Below are 16,816 nucleotides of genomic sequence, written 5' to 3'. Positions count from 1 at the left end.
GGCCCTGCAGAGCCGTACCGCCCGAGTACCCGAAGCCAACCGGCCGTGCGTCAGACGCGACGACGCTTCGGCGGACGGCAGCCGTTGTGCGGGGTGGGGGTGACGTCCTGGATGGAGCCAACCTCAAGACCCGTGGCCTGCAGGGAACGGATCGCGGTCTCACGACCGGAACCCGGGCCCTTCACGAACACGTCGACCTTGCGCATGCCGTGCTCCTGGGCGCGGCGGGCAGCCGACTCGGCGGCCATCTGCGCGGCGAACGGCGTGGACTTCCGGGAGCCCTTGAAGCCGACGTGGCCGGCGGAGGCCCAGGAGATCACGTTGCCGGACGGGTCCGTGATGGAGACGATCGTGTTGTTGAACGTGCTCTTGATGTGCGCGTGGCCGTGAGCGACGTTCTTCTTTTCCTTGCGGCGCACCTTCTTGGCAGCGCCCTGACGACCCTTGGGGGGCATCTGTACTCCTACGGGAGGTGGTCGGTCCTACAGCGAAGACCGCTTAACGGCGAAGTCCGCTGTGGACTACTTCTTGCCCGGCTTCTTCTTGCCGGCGATGGCGCGACGCGGGCCCTTGCGGGTGCGGGCGTTGGTGCTGGTGCGCTGACCGCGGACGGGGAGACCGCGGCGGTGACGCAGACCCTGGTAGCAGCCGATCTCCACCTTGCGGCGGATGTCGGCCTGGATCTCACGACGGAGGTCACCCTCGGTCCTGATGTTGTTGTCCACGTACTCGCGGATCGCGACGAGCTGCTCCTCGGAGAGGTCGCGAACGCGGGTGTTCGGGTCGACGCCGGTGGCAGCCAGCGTCTGCTGCGAAAGGGTCCGGCCGATGCCGAACACGTAGGTGAGGGCGACCTCCACGCGCTTTTCGCGCGGGATGTCAACACCGGAAACGCGTGCCATTCAATGGCTCCTGGTGATCTTCGGAGGTCTTCCACAGAACCGACTCCCAGCCGCCGTACCAGGTACGAACTGGGTCCCCGGCCTCCGAACCGGGGGTGTCAGACCCGAAGGTCTGGGTTCTGCGTATGAACATATTCAGCTCGCGTCGCGCGAAAACTCTGCGATAGAGATGCAGAGGGAATGGTCGTGCGTCAGCCCTGGCGCTGCTTGTGGCGCGGGTTGTCGCAGATGACCATGACCCGACCGTGACGGCGGATCACCCTGCACTTGTCGCAGATCTTCTTGACGCTCGGCTTGACCTTCATTGGGTGAGGTTCTCCGGGTCAGTGCCATCACCCCGGGAGGCCCGGGGCGCGGGCAAGATCTACTTGTACCGGTAGACGATCCGGCCACGCGTCAGGTCGTACGGAGACAGCTCCACCACGACCCGGTCGTCAGGGAGGATACGGATGTAGTGCATACGCATCTTGCCGCTGATGTGTGCCAGGACCTGGTGGCCGTTCTGGAGCTCGACCTTGAACATGGCGTTCGGCAGAGACTCGACGACAGTGCCCTCGATCTCGATGGCACCTTGCTTCTTGGCCACGCTTCGCCCTTCGGAATCGACTACCTTGATCGACTCCCTTTGCGTCCCTTACGGGCGCATGCAGGCATGCGGATGCACGAGAGCCGACGAGTCAGTCTACGTCAGCGCACCCGGAAAGACGAATCGGGGGAGTCTGCCCTACTGGGAAGATCGCTAAGCACAGCCGACCCAGGGGCGCGGGGAACTGCGCGACCAGCCCCCACCGACCCGCAGCCGCCGCACAACCGCGAGCCGCTCCCCGGTGGGCACTCAGGCCAACGGATCCGGAGCAGCGACGATCCCGTACTCCGCCAGCTTCGCCGCCCCCCCGTCGGGAGACGTGAGCACCAACGGCCCCTCCTCGGTCAACGCAACCGAGTGCTCCCAGTGCGACGACCACGTGCCATCGGTGGTGATGACGGTCCAGTCGTCCGACAGGACCTCCGTCTTCGGCGTCCCCAGCGAAACCATCGGCTCGATCGCGAGGCAGAACCCCGGGACCAGCTTCGGCCCCTTGCCCCGCCGCCGCTCGACATAGTTCAGCAGATGCGGGTCCATGTGCATCTCGGTGCCGATGCCGTGGCCGCCGTAGTCCTCGATGATCCCGTAGCGACCGCCGCCCGGCTTCGGCTGCCGGCGGATGTACGTCTCGATGGCCCGGGAGACGTCGACCAGACGGCTCCCCTGCTTCATGGCCGCGATACCGGCCCACATCGACTCCTCGGTCACCCGGGAGAGCTCGACCAGCTCCGGAGCGTGACCGGAGCCCACGAAGGCGGTGTACGCGGCGTCGCCGTGCCAGCCGTCGATGATGGCGCCGGCGTCGATGGAGATGATGTCGCCATCCTTGAGGACGACGTCGTCGGACGGGATGCCGTGGACCACGACCTCGTTCACGGAGGTGCAGATCGTCGCCGGGAACCCGCCGTACCCGAGGAAGTTCGACTTGGCGCCGTGCTCCGCGAGCACCTTGCGGGCGACCTCGTCCAGATCCTTGGTGCTGGCCCCGGGCACCGCGGCCTCACGCGTGGCCGCGTGAATGGCGGCGACGACCAGCCCCGCCTCACGCATCTTGGCGATCTGCTCGGGGGACTTGATCTGCACCATGGGGACGAGCGCCTTTCTCGGGCTGGATATCGGGCTGGATATGAGGGGACTGCATCAACCATAAGGGCGGAGCCTGTACGCCCCACCCCACGCAGCAGCCGCGGCCCCCTGATCGGGAACCGCGGCCTGAGCTACGTACGAGCTGTGAAAGCTCCTACTTGGCGTCCTCGTCGCGCTGGAGCGCCTCCATGGCGCGCGCCGTGACCTCTTCGACCTTGCCGAGCGCGGAGATGGTGACCACCAGTCCCTGCGCCTTGTAGTAGTCGATGATCGGCTCGGTCTGCGTGTGGTAGACCTCCAGCCGCTTGCGCACGGTCTCCTCGGAGTCGTCGTCCCGCTGGTACAGCTCGCCGCCGCAGACGTCGCAGACGCCTTCCTTCTTCGGCTGGCTGTACGTGACGTGGAAGACGTGGCTGGAGTCCCTGCGGCAGACCCGCCGCCCGGCGATCCGCTTGACGACCTCTTCCTCGGGGACCTCAAGGTCCAGCACCGCGTCGAGCTTCATGCCCTCGCTCTGAAGCATCTCGTCGAGCGCCTCGGCCTGGGACACATTGCGCGGAAAGCCGTCCAGCAGGAAGCCACCCGCGGCGTCCGGCTTCTCCATGCGGTCCTTGGCCATCGCGATGGTGACCTCGTCCGGCACCAGGTTGCCCGCGTCCATGTAGGACTTCGCGAGCTTCCCGAGCTCCGTCTGCTGGCTGATGTTGGCGCGGAACAGGTCGCCCGTGGAGATGTGCGGGATCGACAGGTTCTTGGCGAGGAACGCGGCCTGCGTTCCCTTGCCGGCACCCGGCGGCCCGACGAGGACGATACGCATCAGCGGAGGAACCCTTCGTAATTGCGCTGCTGGAGCTGGCTCTCGATCTGCTTCACCGTCTCAAGACCCACACCCACGATGATCAGGATGCTGGTCCCGCCGAACGGGAAGTTTTGGTCTGCCCCAAAACCAGCCAACGCCATCGTCGGCACGAGAGCGATCAGACCCAAGTACAGCGAGCCCGGCCAGGTGATCCGGTTGAGCACATAGGAAAGATACTCAGCGGTCGGTCGGCCAGCCCGGATGCCCGGGATGAAGCCACCATACTTCTTCATGTTGTCCGCGACTTCCTCGGGGTTGAACGAGATGGCCACGTAGAAGAACGCGAAGAAGACAATCAGGAAGAAGTAGAGAGCGATGTGAACGGGCGCCGAGGTGGAAGCCAGGTTGTCCTTGATCCAAGTGGCCCATGACGCGTTCGAGTTGGTGAACTGCACGATCAATGCGGGGATGTAGAGCAGCGACGACGCGAAAATGACGGGGATCACACCCGCCTGGTTCACCTTGAGCGGGATGTACGTCGACGTACCGCCGTAGGAACGACGGCCGATCATGCGCTTTGCGTACTGCACCGGAATACGGCGCTGGGCCTGCTCGACGAAGACCACCAAGCCGACCATGACCAGGCCGACGGCGATGACGGTGCCGAACTCGATCCAGCCGTCGGCCAGCGAGCCCTGCTGCTTGATGGCCCACAGTGCGGACGGGAAGGTCGCGGCGATCGAGATGAACATCAGGATCGACATGCCGTTGCCGATACCGCGGTCGGTGATCAGCTCACCGAGCCACATGACGACGGCCGTACCGGCGGTCATGGTGATCACCATGACGATGGTGGTGAAGATCGAGCGGTCCGGCACGATCTGGCTGGCCACCTGGCAGTTCTGGAAGAGCGAGCCGCTGCGGGCGGTGGCCACCAGGCCGGTGCCCTGCAGGATGGCGAGCGCCACGGTCAGGTAACGGGTGTACTGGGTGATCTTCGCCGTACCGGCCTGGCCCTCCTTCTTGAGGGCTTCCAGGCGGGGGATCACCACGGTCAGCAGCTGAAGGATGATGCTCGCCGTGATGTACGGCATGATGCCGAGCGCGAAGATCGTGATCTGGAGCAGTGCGCCGCCGCTGAACATGTTGACCAGACCGAACAGGCCTGTGTTGGTGCTCGCCTGGTCGATGCAGGTCTGGACGGCCCTGTAGTCGACACCGGGGATCGGAACATGTGTGCCGACCCGATAGATCACGACGATGCCGAGCGTGAAGAGCAGCTTCTTGCGCAGGTCGGGCGTCTTGAACGCCCGGGCGAACGCGGTGAGCACGGTGCCTCCTGCGACCCCCGCGCTACTGCGTCAAGGGTGACGGTCTTGAGGTTCGACTAATAGGAACGACTTAGCTAACGGTCAACTGCCGCTCAGAGTGCCCCACAAGAAGCACTCAGTAAAAGTGGGCAGTGCAGGCCACCATACCGGCGAGACTGCCCCCCTTGGAACGACCAACCGGGGATACCCCATTTGTGGGGTATCCCCGGTCGGGATCGTTCAAGTCATCGAGACGCCTGTTGCGTTCAGACGAGCTCGGTGACGGTGCCGCCGGCGGCGGTGATCTTCTCCTTGGCGGAGCCGGAGACGGCGTCGACCGTCACCTGCAGCGCCACGGAGATCTCGCCCTGGCCGAGGACCTTGACGAGGCTGTTCTTGCGAACGGCACCCTTGGCCACCAGACCCTCGACGGTGACCTCGCCACCCTCGGGGTAGAGAGCGGCCAGCTTGTCGAGGTTCACGACCTGGAACTCGGTCTTGAACGGGTTCTTGAAGCCCTTCAGCTTCGGAAGACGCATGTGGAGGGGCATCTGCCCACCCTCGAAGCGCTCCGGAACCTGGTAACGGGCCTTCGTACCCTTGGTACCACGACCGGCCGTCTTACCCTTCGACGCCTCACCACGACCCACACGGGTCTTGGCGGTCTTGGCGCCCGGGGCGGGACGGAGGTTGTGGATCTTGAGCGGGTTGTTCTCCGCCATGATCAGTCGACCTCCTCGACCGTCACGAGGTGGCGGACGGTGTGCACCATGCCGCGGAACTCGGGGCGGTCCTCCTTGACGACCTGCGTGTTGATGCCCTTGAGACCAAGGGAACGCAGGGTGTCACGGTGGTTCTGCTTGCTGCCGATGTACGACTTCGTCTGCGTGATCTTGAGCTGCGCCATTACGCACCAGCCCCGGCACGCGCACGCAGGAGAGCCGCGGGGGCGACGTCCTCAAGCGGCAGACCGCGGCGGGCCGCGACCTCCTCAGGACGCTGCAGGCCCTTGAGGGCCTCCACGGTCGCGTGCACGATGTTGATCGCGTTGTCGGAGCCGAGCGACTTCGACAGGATGTCGTGGATACCGGCGCACTCAAGCACGGCACGCACCGGGCCACCGGCGATAACACCGGTACCGGGGGACGCGGGCTTGAGCAGCACGACGCCGGCAGCCTTCTCACCCTGGATCGGGTGCGGGATGGTGCCCTGGATACGGGGGACCTTGAAGAAGTGCTTCTTGGCCTCCTCAACACCCTTGGCGATGGCGGCCGGCACCTCCTTGGCCTTGCCGTAACCGACACCCACGGTGCCGTCACCATCGCCCACCACGACCAGCGCGGTGAAGCTGAAGCGACGACCACCCTTCACAACCTTGGCGACGCGGTTGATCGCGACGACGCGCTCAACGTACGCGGTCTTCTCGGCGGCAGCAGCGCCGCCGTCACGGCCCTTCCGGTCCCGCCGCTCGCCGCCACCGGCACCGCTTCCACGGCGCTGGGGTCCAGCCATTGGATTACCTCTCTCTTTCCGCTAGCTACGGAAGCGGCTCAGAACTTGAGCCCGGCTTCGCGGGCGGCGTCCGCCAGGGCGGCGATGCGCCCGGCGTACTGGTTGCCACCACGGTCGAATACGACGGCCTCGACGCCCGCGGCCTTGGCGCGCTCGGCGACCAGGGCGCCGACCTGCTTGGCCTGCGCGGACTTGTCGCCCTCGCCACCACGGATCGAGGTGTCCAGGGTGGACGCCGACGCAAGGGTGTGACCCTTGATGTCGTCGATCACCTGGGCCACGATGTGGCGGTTCGAGCGGGTAACGACCAGACGCGGACGCTCCGCCGTTCCGTTGATGTGCTTACGGATCCGGATGTGGCGGCGCTTGATCGCGGCGCGCTTGTAGGCGTCGCCCTTGAGGATCTTCTGTCCGTATGCCATGGCTTACTTACCCGCCTTTCCGACCTTGCGGCGGATGACTTCGCCCTCGTACTTGACGCCCTTGGCCTTGTACGGGTCGGGCTTGCGCAGCTTGCGGATGTTGGCCGCAACCTCGCCGACCTTCTGCTTGTCGATGCCCTCGACCGAGAAACGCGTGGGCGCCTCGACCTTGAAGGTGATGCCTTCGGGGGCCTCGACCAGAATCGGGTGGCTGTAACCGAGGGCGAACTCAAGGTTCGAACCCTTGGCGGTCACGCGGTAACCGACACCACTGATTTCGAGCTTCTTCACGTAACCCTGGGTCACGCCGGTGATCATGTTCGCCACCAGCGTGCGGGACAGGCCGTGCAGGGCCTTGCTCTGACGCTCGTCGTTGGGGCGGGTGACGTTCAGGACGCCGTCCTCACCCTTGGCGATCTCGATCGGCGCCACGACGGTGTGGGTCAGCGTGCCCTTGGGGCCCTTGACCGAGACCGTCTGGCCGTCGATGGTGACGTCCACGCCGGCGGGAACCGTGATGGGGAGCTTGCCAATACGCGACATAGCTGTTTCCTCCGTTCCCTTCCGCTACCAGACGTAGGCGAGGACTTCCCCACCCACGCCCTTCTTGCCGGCCTGCTTGTCGGTCAGGAGACCGTGCGACGTGGAGATGATCGCCACGCCGAGGCCACCGAGGACCTTGGGCAGGTTGGTGGACTTCGCGTACACCCGGAGACCGGGCTTGGAGATCCGCTTGATGCCCGCGATGGAGCGCTCACGGTTGGGGCCGAACTTCAGCTCCAGGACGAGGTTCTTGCCGACCTCGGCGTCCTCGACCTTCCAGCCCGTGATGAAGCCCTCCTGCTGGAGGATCTCCGCGATGTGAGACTTGATCTTGGACGCCGGCATCGTCACGGAGTCGTGGTATGCCGAGTTCGCGTTCCGCAGACGCGTAAGCATGTCTGCGATCGGATCAGTCATGGTCATGAATTGGCCTTCGGCCTCTCTCGCCGGGGTTTCCTGGTGCGCCATCCCTCTCCCCGATCCGAGACGGGACGGGTGCGGCGCGGTGGACCTACGGCGTAGTAAGTCGTACGGGCGCGACAGGCGCCCAACCCCACAAGCCTAAGCCATGCGGGGGTGGGCCCCTGTCCACCCAGATGCTTACCGAGAGCTTCAGGAATCCCTAAAAAACAGGGATTACCAGGAGCTCTTGGTCACGCCCGGCAGCTCGCCACGGTGAGCCATCTCACGAAGGCACACGCGGCACAGGCCGAACTTGCGGTACACGGAGTGCGGACGGCCGCAGCGCTGGCAGCGCGTGTAGCCACGCACACCGAACTTGGGCTTGCGAGCAGCCTTGGCAATCAGAGCCTTCTTCGCCATCTCGCTCACGCCTCCTTGAACGGGAAGCCGAGGTGACGAAGGAGCGCGCGGCCCTCAGCGTCGTTGGTCGCCGTGGTGACCACGGTGATGTCCATACCCCGGGTACGGTCGATCTTGTCCTGGTCGATCTCGTGGAACATGACCTGCTCCGTGAGACCGAAGGTGTAGTTGCCACGGCCGTCGAACTGCTTGGGGGACAGACCACGGAAGTCGCGGATGCGCGGCAGCGCGAGCGACAGGGTGCGGTCCAGGAACTCCCACATGCGGTCACCACGGAGCGTGACGTGGGCACCGATCGGCTGACCCTCACGCAGCTTGAACTGCGCGATGGACTTGCGGGCCTTGGTGACGGCCGGCTTCTGACCGGTGATCGTGGTGAGGTCGCGGATGGCGCCCTCGATCAGCTTGGAGTCGCGGGCGGCGTCGCCCACACCCATGTTGACCACGATCTTGACGAGGCCGGGGATCTGCATGACGTTCTCGTACTTGAACTCGTCACGCAGCTTGCCCGCGATCTCCTCGCGGTACTTCTGCTTCAGACGCGGGCTGGTGGTGGTCGTCATCAGATGTCCTCACCCGTCCGCTTGGCAACGCGGATCTTGTTGCCTTCGTCGTCGAAGCGGTAACCGACACGCGTGACGACCTTGTTGCCGTCCTTCTCAACGACCAGCTGGACGTTGGAGACGTGGATCGGCGCCTCGGTCGTGACGATGCCACCGGCCTGCGAACCGCGAGCGGTCGGGCCGGCCTTGGTGTGCTTCTTGACCCGGTTGACACCCTCGACCAGGACACGCTCGTCGCGCGGGTAAGCGGCAATGACCTTGCCCTGCTTGCCCTTGTCCTTACCGGTGATGACCTGGACCAGGTCGCCCTTCTTGATCTTCATGCTTACAGCACCTCCGGCGCGAGCGAGATGATCTTCATGAACTTCTTCTCGCGCAGCTCACGGCCGACCGGGCCGAAGATGCGGGTGCCGCGAGGGTCGCCGTCGTTCTTCAGAATGACGGCGGCGTTCTCGTCGAAGCGGATGTACGAGCCGTCCGGACGGCGGCGCTCCTTGACGGTGCGAACGATGACCGCCTTGACGACGTCACCCTTCTTCACGTTGCCACCGGGGATCGCGTCCTTGACGGTGGCGACGATGACGTCACCGATGCCCGCGTAGCGGCGACCGGAGCCACCGAGCACACGGATGCAAAGGATTTCCTTCGCACCAGTGTTGTCGGCGACGCGCAGTCGCGACTCCTGCTGGATCACGTCTATCTCCTGTTTGTCTGCCGGTTCCCCGGGCGGGTGTGCAAGTTACACACCCACCCGGAGCCTGGCGGAACTGACCTGCGGGATTTGCCCCGCAGGAAATTACTTGGCCTTTTCGAGGATCTCGACGACGCGCCAGCGCTTCGTCGCGGACAGCGGCCGGGTCTCCGCGAGGAGGACACGGTCGCCGACGCCCGCAGCGTTCTGCTCGTCGTGCGCCTTGAGCTTGTTCGTACGGCGGATGACCTTGCCGTACAGCGCGTGCTTGACGCGGTCCTCGACAGCGACGACGACGGTCTTGTCCATCTTGTCGCTGACGACGAGACCCTCACGGGTCTTGCGGAAGCCGCGGGCCTCTGCAGTCTGCTCAGTCACGTTGCTCTCACTCATCAGGCGCTCTCCACCGTCTCGATGCCCAGCTCGCGCTCACGCATCAGGGTGTAGATCCGCGCGATGTCCTTACGGACGGCCTTGAGCCGACCGTGGTTCTCGAGCTGACCGGTCGCCGCCTGGAAGCGGAGGTTGAACAGCTCTTCCTTGGCCTCGCGAAGCTTCGCAAGAAGCTCCTCGTTGCCCAGCTCGCGCAGCTCGGACGCCTTGGTACCGGCCGACATCACGCTTCACCTGCCTCGCGCTTGACGATCCGGCACTTCATCGGCAGCTTGTGGGCCGCACGAGTCAGCGCCTCACGGGCGATCTTCTCATTGGGGTACGACAGCTCGAACATCACGCGTCCGGGCTTGACGTTGGCGATCCACCACTCCGGAGAACCCTTACCGGAACCCATGCGGGTCTCGGCAGGCTTCTTGGTGAGGGGACGGTCCGGGTAGATGTTGATCCAGACCTTGCCACCACGCTTGATGTGACGCGTCATGGCGATACGAGCGGCCTCGATCTGACGGTTCGTCACGTACGCCGGGGTCAGCGCCTGGATGCCGTACTCGCCGAACGCAACCGTCGTGCCACCCTTGGCCGCGCCGGAGCGCTTCGGGTGGTGCTGCTTGCGGTGCTTGACCCTACGGGGGATCAGCATTTCGGTCAGGCCTCCGTTCCGGTGCTCTCAGCCGGAGCGGACGCGGGAGCCTCGGCCTTGGGGGCCTCGGAACCGGCAGCCTGCTGCGGCTTGCGACCGCGCCGCTCGCCACCGCGGCCACCACGGGCCGGGCGGTCGGCACCACCGCGCGCCGGGCGGTTACCCGCACGGGCAGCGGCGTTCTCGGCGCGGACCTCGGCGATGTTCTTGACGTCGCCCTTGTAGATCCAGACCTTCACACCGATGCGGCCGAAGGTCGTCTTGGCCTCGAAGAAGCCGTAGTCCACGTTCGCGCGGAGCGTGTGCAGGGGCACACGGCCCTCGCGGTAGAACTCCGAGCGGGACATCTCGGCGCCACCGAGGCGGCCACCGCACTGGATCTTGATGCCCTTGGCGCCGGCCTTCATGGCGGACTGCATGCTCTTACGCATGGCCCGACGGAAGGAGACGCGGGAGGAGAGCTGCTCGGCAACGGCCTGAGCAACCAGCTGAGCGTCCGTCTCGGGGTTCTTGACCTCAAGAATGTTCAGCTGGACCTGCTTGCCCGTGAGCTTCTCAAGGTCGCCGCGGATGCGGTCGGCCTCGGCGCCACGGCGGCCGATGACGATGCCCGGACGAGCGGTGTGGATGTCCACCCGCACGCGGTCACGGGTGCGCTCGATCTCAACCTTCGAGATACCGGCGCGCTCCATGCCGGACGTCATCATCCGACGGATGGCGACGTCTTCCTTGACGTAGTCCTTGTACAGCTTGTCGGCGTACCAACGCGACTTGAAGTCGGTCGTGACACCGAGCCGGAACCCATGCGGGTTAACCTTCTGGCCCATTACCGGGTTCCTTCCTTGCTGCTGACGACCACGGTGATGTGGCTGGTCCGCTTGCGGATCCGGTAGGCACGGCCCTGGGCACGCGGACGGAACCGCTTCAGGGTCGGGCCCTCGTCGACGTACGCCTCGCTGATGAACAGCGAGGTGGCGTCCGGGTGGTCGTAGTTGTGCGCGGCGTTGGCGATGGCGCTGTCGAGCACCTTGCCGACGGGCACGGAGGCTGCCTGCGGAGCGAATCGCAGAACAGCCTGAGCCTCCGTGGCATCCATGCCACGGATAAGGTCCACCACGCGGCGGGCCTTCATGGGCGTAACGCGGATGTACCGCGCCTGGGCCCTGGCTTCCATGGTTGTCCCTCTCAGTTACTTACGTGTCTGAATGCGATCCGCTACTAGCGGCGCTTCGACTTCCGGTCGTCCTTGACGTGGCCCCGGAAGGTGCGCGTCGGCGAGAACTCGCCGAGCTTGTGGCCGACCATCGACTCGGTGACGAACACCGGGATGTGGGTCTTGCCGTTGTGCACCGCGAGCGTGTGGCCGAGCATGGCCGGCACGATCATGGAGCGACGGGACCAGGTCTTGATGACGTTCTTGGTGCCGGCTTCGTTCTGGGCTTCCACCTTCTTGATCAGGTGGTCGTCGACGAAGGGCCCCTTCTTGAGACTGCGCGGCATCTAAACCCGCTCCTAGCGCTTCTTGTTCGTCTTGCGGCGGCGGACGATGTACTTGTTCGAAGCCTTCTTCGGCGAACGAGTACGACCCTCCTTCTGACCCCACGGGGAGACCGGGTGGCGACCACCGGAGGTCTTGCCCTCACCACCACCGTGCGGGTGGTCAACCGGGTTCATCGCCACACCGCGAACGGTCGGGCGCACGCCCAGCCAGCGCTTACGGCCGGCCTTGCCCCAGTTGATGTTGCTCTGCTCGGCGTTGCCGACCTCGCCGACGGTGGCGCGGCAGCGCACGTCGACCAGGCGGATCTCACCGGACGGCATGCGGAGGTGGGCCATCTGGCCCTCCTTCGCGAGCAGCTGCACGGAGGCACCGGCGGAGCGGGCGAACTTGGCACCGCCACCGGGACGGAGCTCGATCGCGTGGATCGTGGTACCGACCGGGATGTTGCGGAGCGCCAGGTTGTTGCCCGGCTTGATGTCGGCCCCGGGACCGTTCTCGACGCGGTCACCCTGCTGCAGGTTGCGCGGGGCGAGGATGTAGCGCTTCTCGCCGTCGGCGTAGTGCAGCAGCGCGATGCGCGCGGTGCGGTTGGGGTCGTACTCGATGTGCGCGACCTTCGCCGGCACGCCGTCCTTGTCGTGACGACGGAAGTCGATCACTCGGTAGGCGCGCTTGTGTCCGCCACCCTGGTGGCGAACGGTCACACGACCGGCGTTGTTACGGCCGCCCTTGCTGTGCAGCGGGCGGACCAGCGACTTCTCCGGCGTGGACCGCGTGACCTCGACGAAGTCGGCAACGCTGGAACCACGACGGCCCGGCGTAGTCGGCTTGTACTTGCGGATTCCCATTTCTCAGTCCTCGTCCGATATCGGACGATCCGGACCGCCCTTAGGCGGTCGGACCGCCGAAGATGTCGATACGGTCGCCCTCGGCGAGGGTCACGATCGCGCGCTTGGTGGCGGCACGCTGACCGAACCCGGTGCGGGTCCGCTTGCGCTTGCCGGCGCGGTTGATCGTGTTGACCCCAGTGACCTTGACGTCGAAGACCGCCTGGACGGCCTGCTTGATCTGGGTCTTGTTGGCGTTCGGGTCGACGATGAACGTGTACTTGTTCTCGTCGAGGAGCGCGTAGCTCTTCTCCGACACGACCGGCTTCAGCAGCACGTCACGGGGGTCCGTGTACGCCTTGCTGGCCGGGGTGACGACGGTGTTCTTGCCTTCGGCGGCGTGGCGACGCGCCTTGGCGACGCGCGCGGCCTTGGCGGCCTTCGCAGCCTTCGAGGCAATGCTCGGGTGACGCGTAGCCATCAGGCCTCGCTCCCTTCGGTGTCAGCGGCCTTGGGGCCAGACACGAAGGACTCGAAAGCGGCCTGGGTGAAGACCACGTCGTCCGAGACGAGAACGTCGTACGTGTTCAGCTGGCCCGGCTCCAGGATGTGGACCTGGGGCAGGTTGCGGGCGGACAGCCACGCGGCCTCGTCGGCGCGCTCGACGATCAGGAGCAGGTTCTTGCGCTCCGAGATCTTGCCGAACAGCGTCTTGGCGGCCTTCGTGGACGGGGTCTCGCCCTCGATGACGCCGGAGACGACGTGGATGCGGTTGTTGCGGGCCCGGTCGGTGAGGGCGTGGCGCAGGGCCGCGGCCTTCATCTTCTTCGGGGTCCGCTGCGAGTAGTCACGCGGCACGGGACCGTGCACGACGCCACCACCGGCGAACTGCGGCGCGCGGGTCGAACCCTGACGGGCGCGACCGGTGCCCTTCTGGCGGTAAGGCTTCTTGCCACCACCACGGACTTCACCGCGGCGCTTGGTCTTGTGCGTGCCCTGGCGGGCAGCGGCCAGCTGGGCGACAACGACCTGGTGAAGCAGCGGAACGCTGATCTTCTCTACGTCGAAGATCTCCGCGGGGAGCTCGACGGAACCGGCCTTGTCGCCGGCAGGCGAAAGGATGTCAACAGTGCTCATCGGTTACCTCAGGCCCCCTTGGCCGCGGTGCGGACCAGGACGAGGCCGCCGTTCGGACCGGGAACCGCGCCCTTGATGAGCAGCAGACCCTTCTCCGCGTCAACGGCGTGGACGGTCAGGTTCTGGGTGGTGACCCGCTCGTTGCCCATGCGACCCGCCATGCGGAGGCCCTTGAACACACGGCCCGGGGTGGCGCAGCCACCGATGGAACCGGGAGAGCGGTGCTTGCGCTGGGTGCCGTGACCGGCGCCGAGGCCCTTGAAGTTGTGACGCTTCATGACACCGGCGAAGCCCTTGCCCTTGCTCTTGCCGGTGACGTCGACCTTCACGCCGGCCTCGAAGACCTCGGCCGTGACTTCCTGGCCGAGCGTGTACTCGGAGGCGTCAGCGGTGCGGATCTCGACGAGGTGACGACGGGGGGTGACGTCGGCCTTCGCGAAGTGGCCCTTGAGGGGCTTGTTCACCTTGCGCGGGTCGATCTCGCCGAAGGCGAGCTGGACGGACTCGTAACCGTCGACGTCGTTGGTACGGACCTGGGTGACGACGTTGGGGCCGGCCTTGACGACGGTGACCGGAACAACACGGTTGTTCTCGTCCCACACCTGCGTCATGCCGAGCTTCTCGCCCAGGATGCCCTTGATCTGCTTAGCCATTCTCAGATCACCGACCCTCAGAGCTTGATCTCGATGTCGACACCGGCCGGGAGGTCGAGTCGCATCAGAGAGTCAACGGTCTTGGGCGTCGGGTCGAGAATGTCGATCAGGCGCTTGTGCGTGCGCATCTCGAAGTGCTCGCGCGAGTCCTTGTACTTGTGCGGCGACTTGATGACGCAGTACACGTTCTTCTCAGTGGGCAGCGGCACCGGGCCCGCGACCGACGCACCAGTGCGAGTCACCGTCTCGACGATCTTCTTCGCCGAGGAGTCGATGACCTCGTGGTCGTAGGCCTTGAGCCGGATGCGGATCTTCTGTCCCGCCATGGCTACTCAGTAGTCCTGTCTCTCTTACGCTCCGGAACCCGGTGTTCCCTTGTCATCCTCCGACCCACGCGGTCGGGCGTGTCGCGCTCTCGCTGACATAGATGCCCCTTGTTCGAACATCCCCTGCCTGGGAGCACGGCCCTTCCGGAACCGCAAGCCGGGGGCTGGAGGCCCACCGGGTGCCTGGCCGGCGCCGCACTGACACTTCCCGAAAGATTCCCGTACGTCCGCCCCAGCGCTGCCTTGTGGCAGTTAGGGCGACGAGTACTGTGGGACTCGCTTCCGGTCCTCCCGGCGGGAGGCGCGCAGCATCAACACTCGACCGAGCAACCCCGCTAGTCTGCCATACGGGGCAGGGGCCTGGCCAATCGAGCCGGAGAGAATACCCCGAGCGTGACGTAGGTCAAACCCGGGCGTCCGTGGGCCAGAGCATGTTGAGCGGAACTGGTGCTCTCCCCCGCCCCGAAGCACCGGCCTGCCGGATGGTCCGAGCCCCGCCCGACCGGTCACCGTGGTGGCACGTGCAGCTCTGTGCAGTCACGCAACGGGAGGGCAACCCCATGGACAGGACCGTCCGTATCGTCACCGCCACCGCTGTGGCCCTGGCCTTCGCCGCGGGCGCCGCAGGGGGTGCGATGGCCGCCGTACCCGCCGGCGGGGCGAGTACCGACGGCGTCTGGCGCACGGACGGCTACGGCACTGTCCTCAGCCTCGACGACGGTGTGTTGCGGGAGTACCAAACGACGTCCGTGAGCTGTCTGGAGGGCGGCACCGCACGCCAGTCGGGCCCCCACACCTACACGGCCGACGGCATCGTCTTCACCCTCCGCCCCGGCCCCGACGGCGGCAACGCCACGCTGAGCGCGGACAGCTCCGTGGGTCACCGGAATCTGCGGCGCGTCCCGGCGCTGCCGGACGAGTGCACCCGCCCGGCGCCCAAGGACCCGCGCACCGCGTTCGATGTGTTCTGGCAGTCGTTCGAGGAGAACTACCCGTTCTTCGCCGCGAAGGGCGTCGACTGGCACGCCGTGCGGGAGCAGTACCGCCCCAAGGTGCACCGGGACACCACCCGCCAGGAGCTCTTCGCCCTCTTCAGTGACATGGTGCGCCCGCTCCACGACGCCCATGTCGCCGTCCAGGACGGCGAGCGCGTCTTCGCCCAGGTCCGCCCCGGCACCGAGGTCCCCACCGAGGAACTGGACGCCAAGGTCAAGAAGTACATCACCGCCCGCGATCTGAAGGACGCCCCCTACCGTCGGGACTTCGCCAATGGCCGCATCACCTATGCGGACCTCCGGCACGGCGGCCAGGGCTACCTCCGGATCTCCGGCTTCGACGGCTATACGGCCGAGCCGGCGTCGTACGCCACCCAACTCGCCGTACTCGACCGGGCGTTGGACACCGTCCTCACCCCGGAGCGCACCCGGCGCCTCACCGGCCTGATCATCGATCTCCGGGTCAACGGCGGCGGCTCCGACGCCCTCGCCCTGCGTATCGCCGAGCGCCTCACCGACACCCCGTACATCGCCTACGCCAAGCGCGCCCGCAACGACCCCGCCGACCCGGCCCGGCACACCCGCCCGGAGCCCGTCCCCGTCAGGCCGGCCGCCGCACCCCGCTACACCGGCCCCGTCGCCGTACTGACCGGCGGTTCGACCGTGAGCGCCGGCGAGACCTTCACCCAGGCCCTCATGGACCGCCCCGGCCGCACGATCCGCATCGGACAGCCCACCCAGGGCGTCTTCTCGGACGTCATGCAGCGGGGGCTCCCGAACGGCATGGCCGCCTGGCTCCCGAACGAGGAGTACCTGACCCGCACCGGCCGCACCTTCGACGGCACGGGGATCCCGCCCCACCTGTCCGAACCGGTCTTCACCAAGGAGGAGTTCGCCAAGAAGCGGGACTCGGCCTTCGACCGGGCGGTGAACATCCTGCGCGGCCACTAGGGCGGCACAGGGCGGGCCGGCACATGGCAAAGGGGGGCCGGGGCGCCCAAAAAGATAGGGGGCCCCCCCCGGGCGGGCCGGGGGGGGCACAAGGACAAAAAAAAAAAAAATATTTTTTTTTTTTTGTTGGGTATAATACAAAAAAAAAGCGCAC

At 66.0% G+C, this 16,816-nt stretch carries 29 protein-coding genes; 1 reads left to right on the top strand and 28 read right to left on the bottom strand.

Annotation, left to right across the window (positions count from 1 at the left end; genetic code table 11):
* Positions 1-50: 50 nt before the first annotated feature.
* The 28 genes from rpsK to rpsJ form a co-directional block, all read right to left on the bottom strand.
* Positions 51-455, bottom strand: a complete 405-nt coding sequence (gene rpsK / locus ACFWYS_RS01185; protein ID WP_003956432.1) for a 30S ribosomal protein S11 — start codon at positions 453-455, stop codon at positions 51-53.
* Positions 456-521: 66 nt separating this feature from the next.
* Positions 522-902, bottom strand: a complete 381-nt coding sequence (rpsM, locus tag ACFWYS_RS01180) for a 30S ribosomal protein S13 (protein ID WP_062721749.1) — start codon at positions 900-902, stop codon at positions 522-524.
* Between the two features lie 191 nt (positions 903-1,093).
* Entirely contained in the window at positions 1,094-1,207 is a 114-nt protein-coding gene (rpmJ, locus tag ACFWYS_RS01175; protein WP_003974245.1) for a 50S ribosomal protein L36, read from the bottom strand.
* A gap of 59 nt (positions 1,208-1,266) precedes the next feature.
* Complete coding sequence (gene infA / locus ACFWYS_RS01170; protein WP_003948620.1) at positions 1,267-1,488, bottom strand: translation initiation factor IF-1; 222 nt, start codon at positions 1,486-1,488, stop codon at positions 1,267-1,269.
* A 249-nt stretch (positions 1,489-1,737) separates the two neighbouring features.
* Positions 1,738-2,574 (bottom strand): type I methionyl aminopeptidase, encoded by an 837-nt coding sequence (gene map / locus ACFWYS_RS01165; RefSeq protein WP_384761857.1) that lies wholly within the window; start codon positions 2,572-2,574, stop codon positions 1,738-1,740.
* Between the two features lie 154 nt (positions 2,575-2,728).
* Entirely contained in the window at positions 2,729-3,391 is a 663-nt protein-coding gene (locus ACFWYS_RS01160) for an adenylate kinase (RefSeq protein WP_384761855.1), read from the bottom strand.
* Positions 3,391-4,704, bottom strand: a complete 1,314-nt coding sequence (gene secY / locus ACFWYS_RS01155; RefSeq protein ID WP_384761853.1) for a preprotein translocase subunit SecY — start codon at positions 4,702-4,704, stop codon at positions 3,391-3,393. The genes ACFWYS_RS01160 and secY overlap by 1 nt, the downstream gene beginning before the upstream one ends.
* 245 nt (positions 4,705-4,949) lie before the next feature.
* Complete coding sequence (gene rplO, locus ACFWYS_RS01150; RefSeq protein WP_003974249.1) at positions 4,950-5,405, bottom strand: 50S ribosomal protein L15; 456 nt, start codon at positions 5,403-5,405, stop codon at positions 4,950-4,952.
* Positions 5,406-5,407: 2 nt separating this feature from the next.
* Positions 5,408-5,590, bottom strand: coding sequence for a 50S ribosomal protein L30 (rpmD, locus tag ACFWYS_RS01145; protein WP_005481207.1), 183 nt, complete (start codon positions 5,588-5,590; stop codon positions 5,408-5,410).
* Entirely contained in the window at positions 5,590-6,195 is a 606-nt protein-coding gene (rpsE, locus tag ACFWYS_RS01140; RefSeq protein WP_016434633.1) for a 30S ribosomal protein S5, read from the bottom strand. The genes rpmD and rpsE overlap by 1 nt, the downstream gene beginning before the upstream one ends.
* 38 nt (positions 6,196-6,233) lie before the next feature.
* Positions 6,234-6,617 (bottom strand): 50S ribosomal protein L18, encoded by a 384-nt coding sequence (rplR, locus tag ACFWYS_RS01135; protein ID WP_007494754.1) that lies wholly within the window; start codon positions 6,615-6,617, stop codon positions 6,234-6,236.
* 3 nt (positions 6,618-6,620) lie between these two features.
* A complete protein-coding gene (gene rplF / locus ACFWYS_RS01130; protein ID WP_384761850.1) occupies positions 6,621-7,160 on the bottom strand; it encodes a 50S ribosomal protein L6 in 540 nt (179 codons plus the stop codon).
* Between the two features lie 24 nt (positions 7,161-7,184).
* Entirely contained in the window at positions 7,185-7,583 is a 399-nt protein-coding gene (rpsH, locus tag ACFWYS_RS01125; protein ID WP_007384075.1) for a 30S ribosomal protein S8, read from the bottom strand.
* 213 nt (positions 7,584-7,796) lie between these two features.
* On the bottom strand, positions 7,797-7,982 hold the full coding sequence (locus ACFWYS_RS01120; RefSeq protein WP_003948630.1) for a type Z 30S ribosomal protein S14: 186 nt from the start codon (positions 7,980-7,982) through the stop codon (positions 7,797-7,799).
* 5 nt (positions 7,983-7,987) lie between these two features.
* On the bottom strand, positions 7,988-8,545 hold the full coding sequence (gene rplE / locus ACFWYS_RS01115; protein WP_272112662.1) for a 50S ribosomal protein L5: 558 nt from the start codon (positions 8,543-8,545) through the stop codon (positions 7,988-7,990).
* Entirely contained in the window at positions 8,545-8,868 is a 324-nt protein-coding gene (rplX, locus tag ACFWYS_RS01110; protein ID WP_053674523.1) for a 50S ribosomal protein L24, read from the bottom strand. The genes rplE and rplX overlap by 1 nt, the downstream gene beginning before the upstream one ends.
* Before the next feature lie 2 nt (positions 8,869-8,870).
* On the bottom strand, positions 8,871-9,239 hold the full coding sequence (rplN, locus tag ACFWYS_RS01105; RefSeq protein ID WP_003998823.1) for a 50S ribosomal protein L14: 369 nt from the start codon (positions 9,237-9,239) through the stop codon (positions 8,871-8,873).
* A gap of 102 nt (positions 9,240-9,341) precedes the next feature.
* Positions 9,342-9,629 (bottom strand): 30S ribosomal protein S17, encoded by a 288-nt coding sequence (gene rpsQ / locus ACFWYS_RS01100; protein WP_007384073.1) that lies wholly within the window; start codon positions 9,627-9,629, stop codon positions 9,342-9,344.
* Positions 9,629-9,853, bottom strand: a complete 225-nt coding sequence (gene rpmC, locus ACFWYS_RS01095) for a 50S ribosomal protein L29 (RefSeq protein ID WP_003974259.1) — start codon at positions 9,851-9,853, stop codon at positions 9,629-9,631. The genes rpsQ and rpmC overlap by 1 nt, the downstream gene beginning before the upstream one ends.
* Positions 9,853-10,272 carry a 50S ribosomal protein L16 gene (gene rplP / locus ACFWYS_RS01090; protein ID WP_030967307.1) on the bottom strand — a complete coding sequence of 140 codons (420 nt, stop codon included), beginning with the start codon at positions 10,270-10,272 and terminating at the stop codon, positions 9,853-9,855. The genes rpmC and rplP overlap by 1 nt, the downstream gene beginning before the upstream one ends.
* A gap of 5 nt (positions 10,273-10,277) precedes the next feature.
* Positions 10,278-11,099 carry a 30S ribosomal protein S3 gene (gene rpsC / locus ACFWYS_RS01085; RefSeq protein WP_031477835.1) on the bottom strand — a complete coding sequence of 274 codons (822 nt, stop codon included), beginning with the start codon at positions 11,097-11,099 and terminating at the stop codon, positions 10,278-10,280.
* Positions 11,099-11,446: a 50S ribosomal protein L22 gene (rplV, locus tag ACFWYS_RS01080; protein WP_030046377.1), complete on the bottom strand. Its 348-nt coding sequence runs from the start codon at positions 11,444-11,446 to the stop codon at positions 11,099-11,101. The genes rpsC and rplV overlap by 1 nt, the downstream gene beginning before the upstream one ends.
* 44 nt (positions 11,447-11,490) lie before the next feature.
* Positions 11,491-11,772, bottom strand: coding sequence for a 30S ribosomal protein S19 (rpsS, locus tag ACFWYS_RS01075; RefSeq protein WP_019753092.1), 282 nt, complete (start codon positions 11,770-11,772; stop codon positions 11,491-11,493).
* A 12-nt stretch (positions 11,773-11,784) separates the two neighbouring features.
* On the bottom strand, positions 11,785-12,621 hold the full coding sequence (gene rplB, locus ACFWYS_RS01070; protein ID WP_059192905.1) for a 50S ribosomal protein L2: 837 nt from the start codon (positions 12,619-12,621) through the stop codon (positions 11,785-11,787).
* Positions 12,622-12,661: 40 nt separating this feature from the next.
* Entirely contained in the window at positions 12,662-13,081 is a 420-nt protein-coding gene (rplW, locus tag ACFWYS_RS01065) for a 50S ribosomal protein L23 (RefSeq protein WP_384761845.1), read from the bottom strand.
* The gene (gene rplD, locus ACFWYS_RS01060; protein WP_384761843.1) at positions 13,081-13,737 is read right to left on the bottom strand and encodes a 50S ribosomal protein L4; all 657 of its coding nucleotides are present in this window, start codon (positions 13,735-13,737) and stop codon (positions 13,081-13,083) included. Before rplD ends, rplW begins: the two co-directional genes overlap by 1 nt.
* An 8-nt stretch (positions 13,738-13,745) precedes the next feature.
* Complete coding sequence (rplC, locus tag ACFWYS_RS01055) at positions 13,746-14,390, bottom strand: 50S ribosomal protein L3 (protein WP_384761841.1); 645 nt, start codon at positions 14,388-14,390, stop codon at positions 13,746-13,748.
* Positions 14,391-14,407: 17 nt separating this feature from the next.
* Complete coding sequence (gene rpsJ / locus ACFWYS_RS01050; RefSeq protein WP_003948644.1) at positions 14,408-14,716, bottom strand: 30S ribosomal protein S10; 309 nt, start codon at positions 14,714-14,716, stop codon at positions 14,408-14,410.
* Between the two features lie 560 nt (positions 14,717-15,276).
* Here rpsJ and ACFWYS_RS01045 point away from each other — a divergent pair.
* Positions 15,277-16,662: a S41 family peptidase gene (locus ACFWYS_RS01045; protein WP_384761839.1), complete on the top strand. Its 1,386-nt coding sequence runs from the start codon at positions 15,277-15,279 to the stop codon at positions 16,660-16,662.
* The last annotated feature ends 154 nt before the right edge of the window (positions 16,663-16,816 follow it).

The organism is Streptomyces sp. NPDC059010, from assembly GCF_042740355.1.
Classification (GTDB): domain Bacteria; phylum Actinomycetota; class Actinomycetes; order Streptomycetales; family Streptomycetaceae; genus Streptomyces.
This window is presented reverse-complemented; position numbering and strand designations above follow the sequence as displayed.

Coding starts and splice junctions, on each gene's coding strand:
- rpsK (WP_003956432.1), bottom strand. CDS start 455: ATGCCCCCCAAGGGTCGTCAGGGCGCTGCCAAGAAGGTGCGCCGCAAG.
- rpsM (WP_062721749.1), bottom strand. CDS start 902: ATGGCACGCGTTTCCGGTGTTGACATCCCGCGCGAAAAGCGCGTGGAG.
- rpmJ (WP_003974245.1), bottom strand. CDS start 1,207: ATGAAGGTCAAGCCGAGCGTCAAGAAGATCTGCGACAAGTGCAGGGTG.
- map (WP_384761857.1), bottom strand. CDS start 2,574: ATGGTGCAGATCAAGTCCCCCGAGCAGATCGCCAAGATGCGTGAGGCG.
- ACFWYS_RS01160 (WP_384761855.1), bottom strand. CDS start 3,391: ATGCGTATCGTCCTCGTCGGGCCGCCGGGTGCCGGCAAGGGAACGCAG.
- rplO (WP_003974249.1), bottom strand. CDS start 5,405: ATGGCGGAGAACAACCCGCTCAAGATCCACAACCTCCGTCCCGCCCCG.
- rpmD (WP_005481207.1), bottom strand. CDS start 5,590: ATGGCGCAGCTCAAGATCACGCAGACGAAGTCGTACATCGGCAGCAAG.
- rpsE (WP_016434633.1), bottom strand. CDS start 6,195: ATGGCTGGACCCCAGCGCCGTGGAAGCGGTGCCGGTGGCGGCGAGCGG.
- rplR (WP_007494754.1), bottom strand. CDS start 6,617: ATGGCATACGGACAGAAGATCCTCAAGGGCGACGCCTACAAGCGCGCC.
- rplF (WP_384761850.1), bottom strand. CDS start 7,160: ATGTCGCGTATTGGCAAGCTCCCCATCACGGTTCCCGCCGGCGTGGAC.
- rpsH (WP_007384075.1), bottom strand. CDS start 7,583: ATGACCATGACTGATCCGATCGCAGACATGCTTACGCGTCTGCGGAAC.
- ACFWYS_RS01120 (WP_003948630.1), bottom strand. CDS start 7,982: ATGGCGAAGAAGGCTCTGATTGCCAAGGCTGCTCGCAAGCCCAAGTTC.
- rplE (WP_272112662.1), bottom strand. CDS start 8,545: ATGACGACCACCACCAGCCCGCGTCTGAAGCAGAAGTACCGCGAGGAG.
- rplX (WP_053674523.1), bottom strand. CDS start 8,868: ATGAAGATCAAGAAGGGCGACCTGGTCCAGGTCATCACCGGTAAGGAC.
- rpsQ (WP_007384073.1), bottom strand. CDS start 9,629: ATGAGTGAGAGCAACGTGACTGAGCAGACTGCAGAGGCCCGCGGCTTC.
- rpmC (WP_003974259.1), bottom strand. CDS start 9,853: ATGTCGGCCGGTACCAAGGCGTCCGAGCTGCGCGAGCTGGGCAACGAG.
- rplP (WP_030967307.1), bottom strand. CDS start 10,272: ATGCTGATCCCCCGTAGGGTCAAGCACCGCAAGCAGCACCACCCGAAG.
- rpsC (WP_031477835.1), bottom strand. CDS start 11,099: ATGGGCCAGAAGGTTAACCCGCATGGGTTCCGGCTCGGTGTCACGACC.
- rplV (WP_030046377.1), bottom strand. CDS start 11,446: ATGGAAGCCAGGGCCCAGGCGCGGTACATCCGCGTTACGCCCATGAAG.
- rpsS (WP_019753092.1), bottom strand. CDS start 11,772: ATGCCGCGCAGTCTCAAGAAGGGGCCCTTCGTCGACGACCACCTGATC.
- rplB (WP_059192905.1), bottom strand. CDS start 12,621: ATGGGAATCCGCAAGTACAAGCCGACTACGCCGGGCCGTCGTGGTTCC.
- rplW (WP_384761845.1), bottom strand. CDS start 13,081: ATGGCTACGCGTCACCCGAGCATTGCCTCGAAGGCTGCGAAGGCCGCC.
- rplD (WP_384761843.1), bottom strand. CDS start 13,737: ATGAGCACTGTTGACATCCTTTCGCCTGCCGGCGACAAGGCCGGTTCC.
- rplC (WP_384761841.1), bottom strand. CDS start 14,390: ATGGCTAAGCAGATCAAGGGCATCCTGGGCGAGAAGCTCGGCATGACG.
- rpsJ (WP_003948644.1), bottom strand. CDS start 14,716: ATGGCGGGACAGAAGATCCGCATCCGGCTCAAGGCCTACGACCACGAG.
- ACFWYS_RS01045 (WP_384761839.1), top strand. CDS start 15,277: ATGGACAGGACCGTCCGTATCGTCACCGCCACCGCTGTGGCCCTGGCC.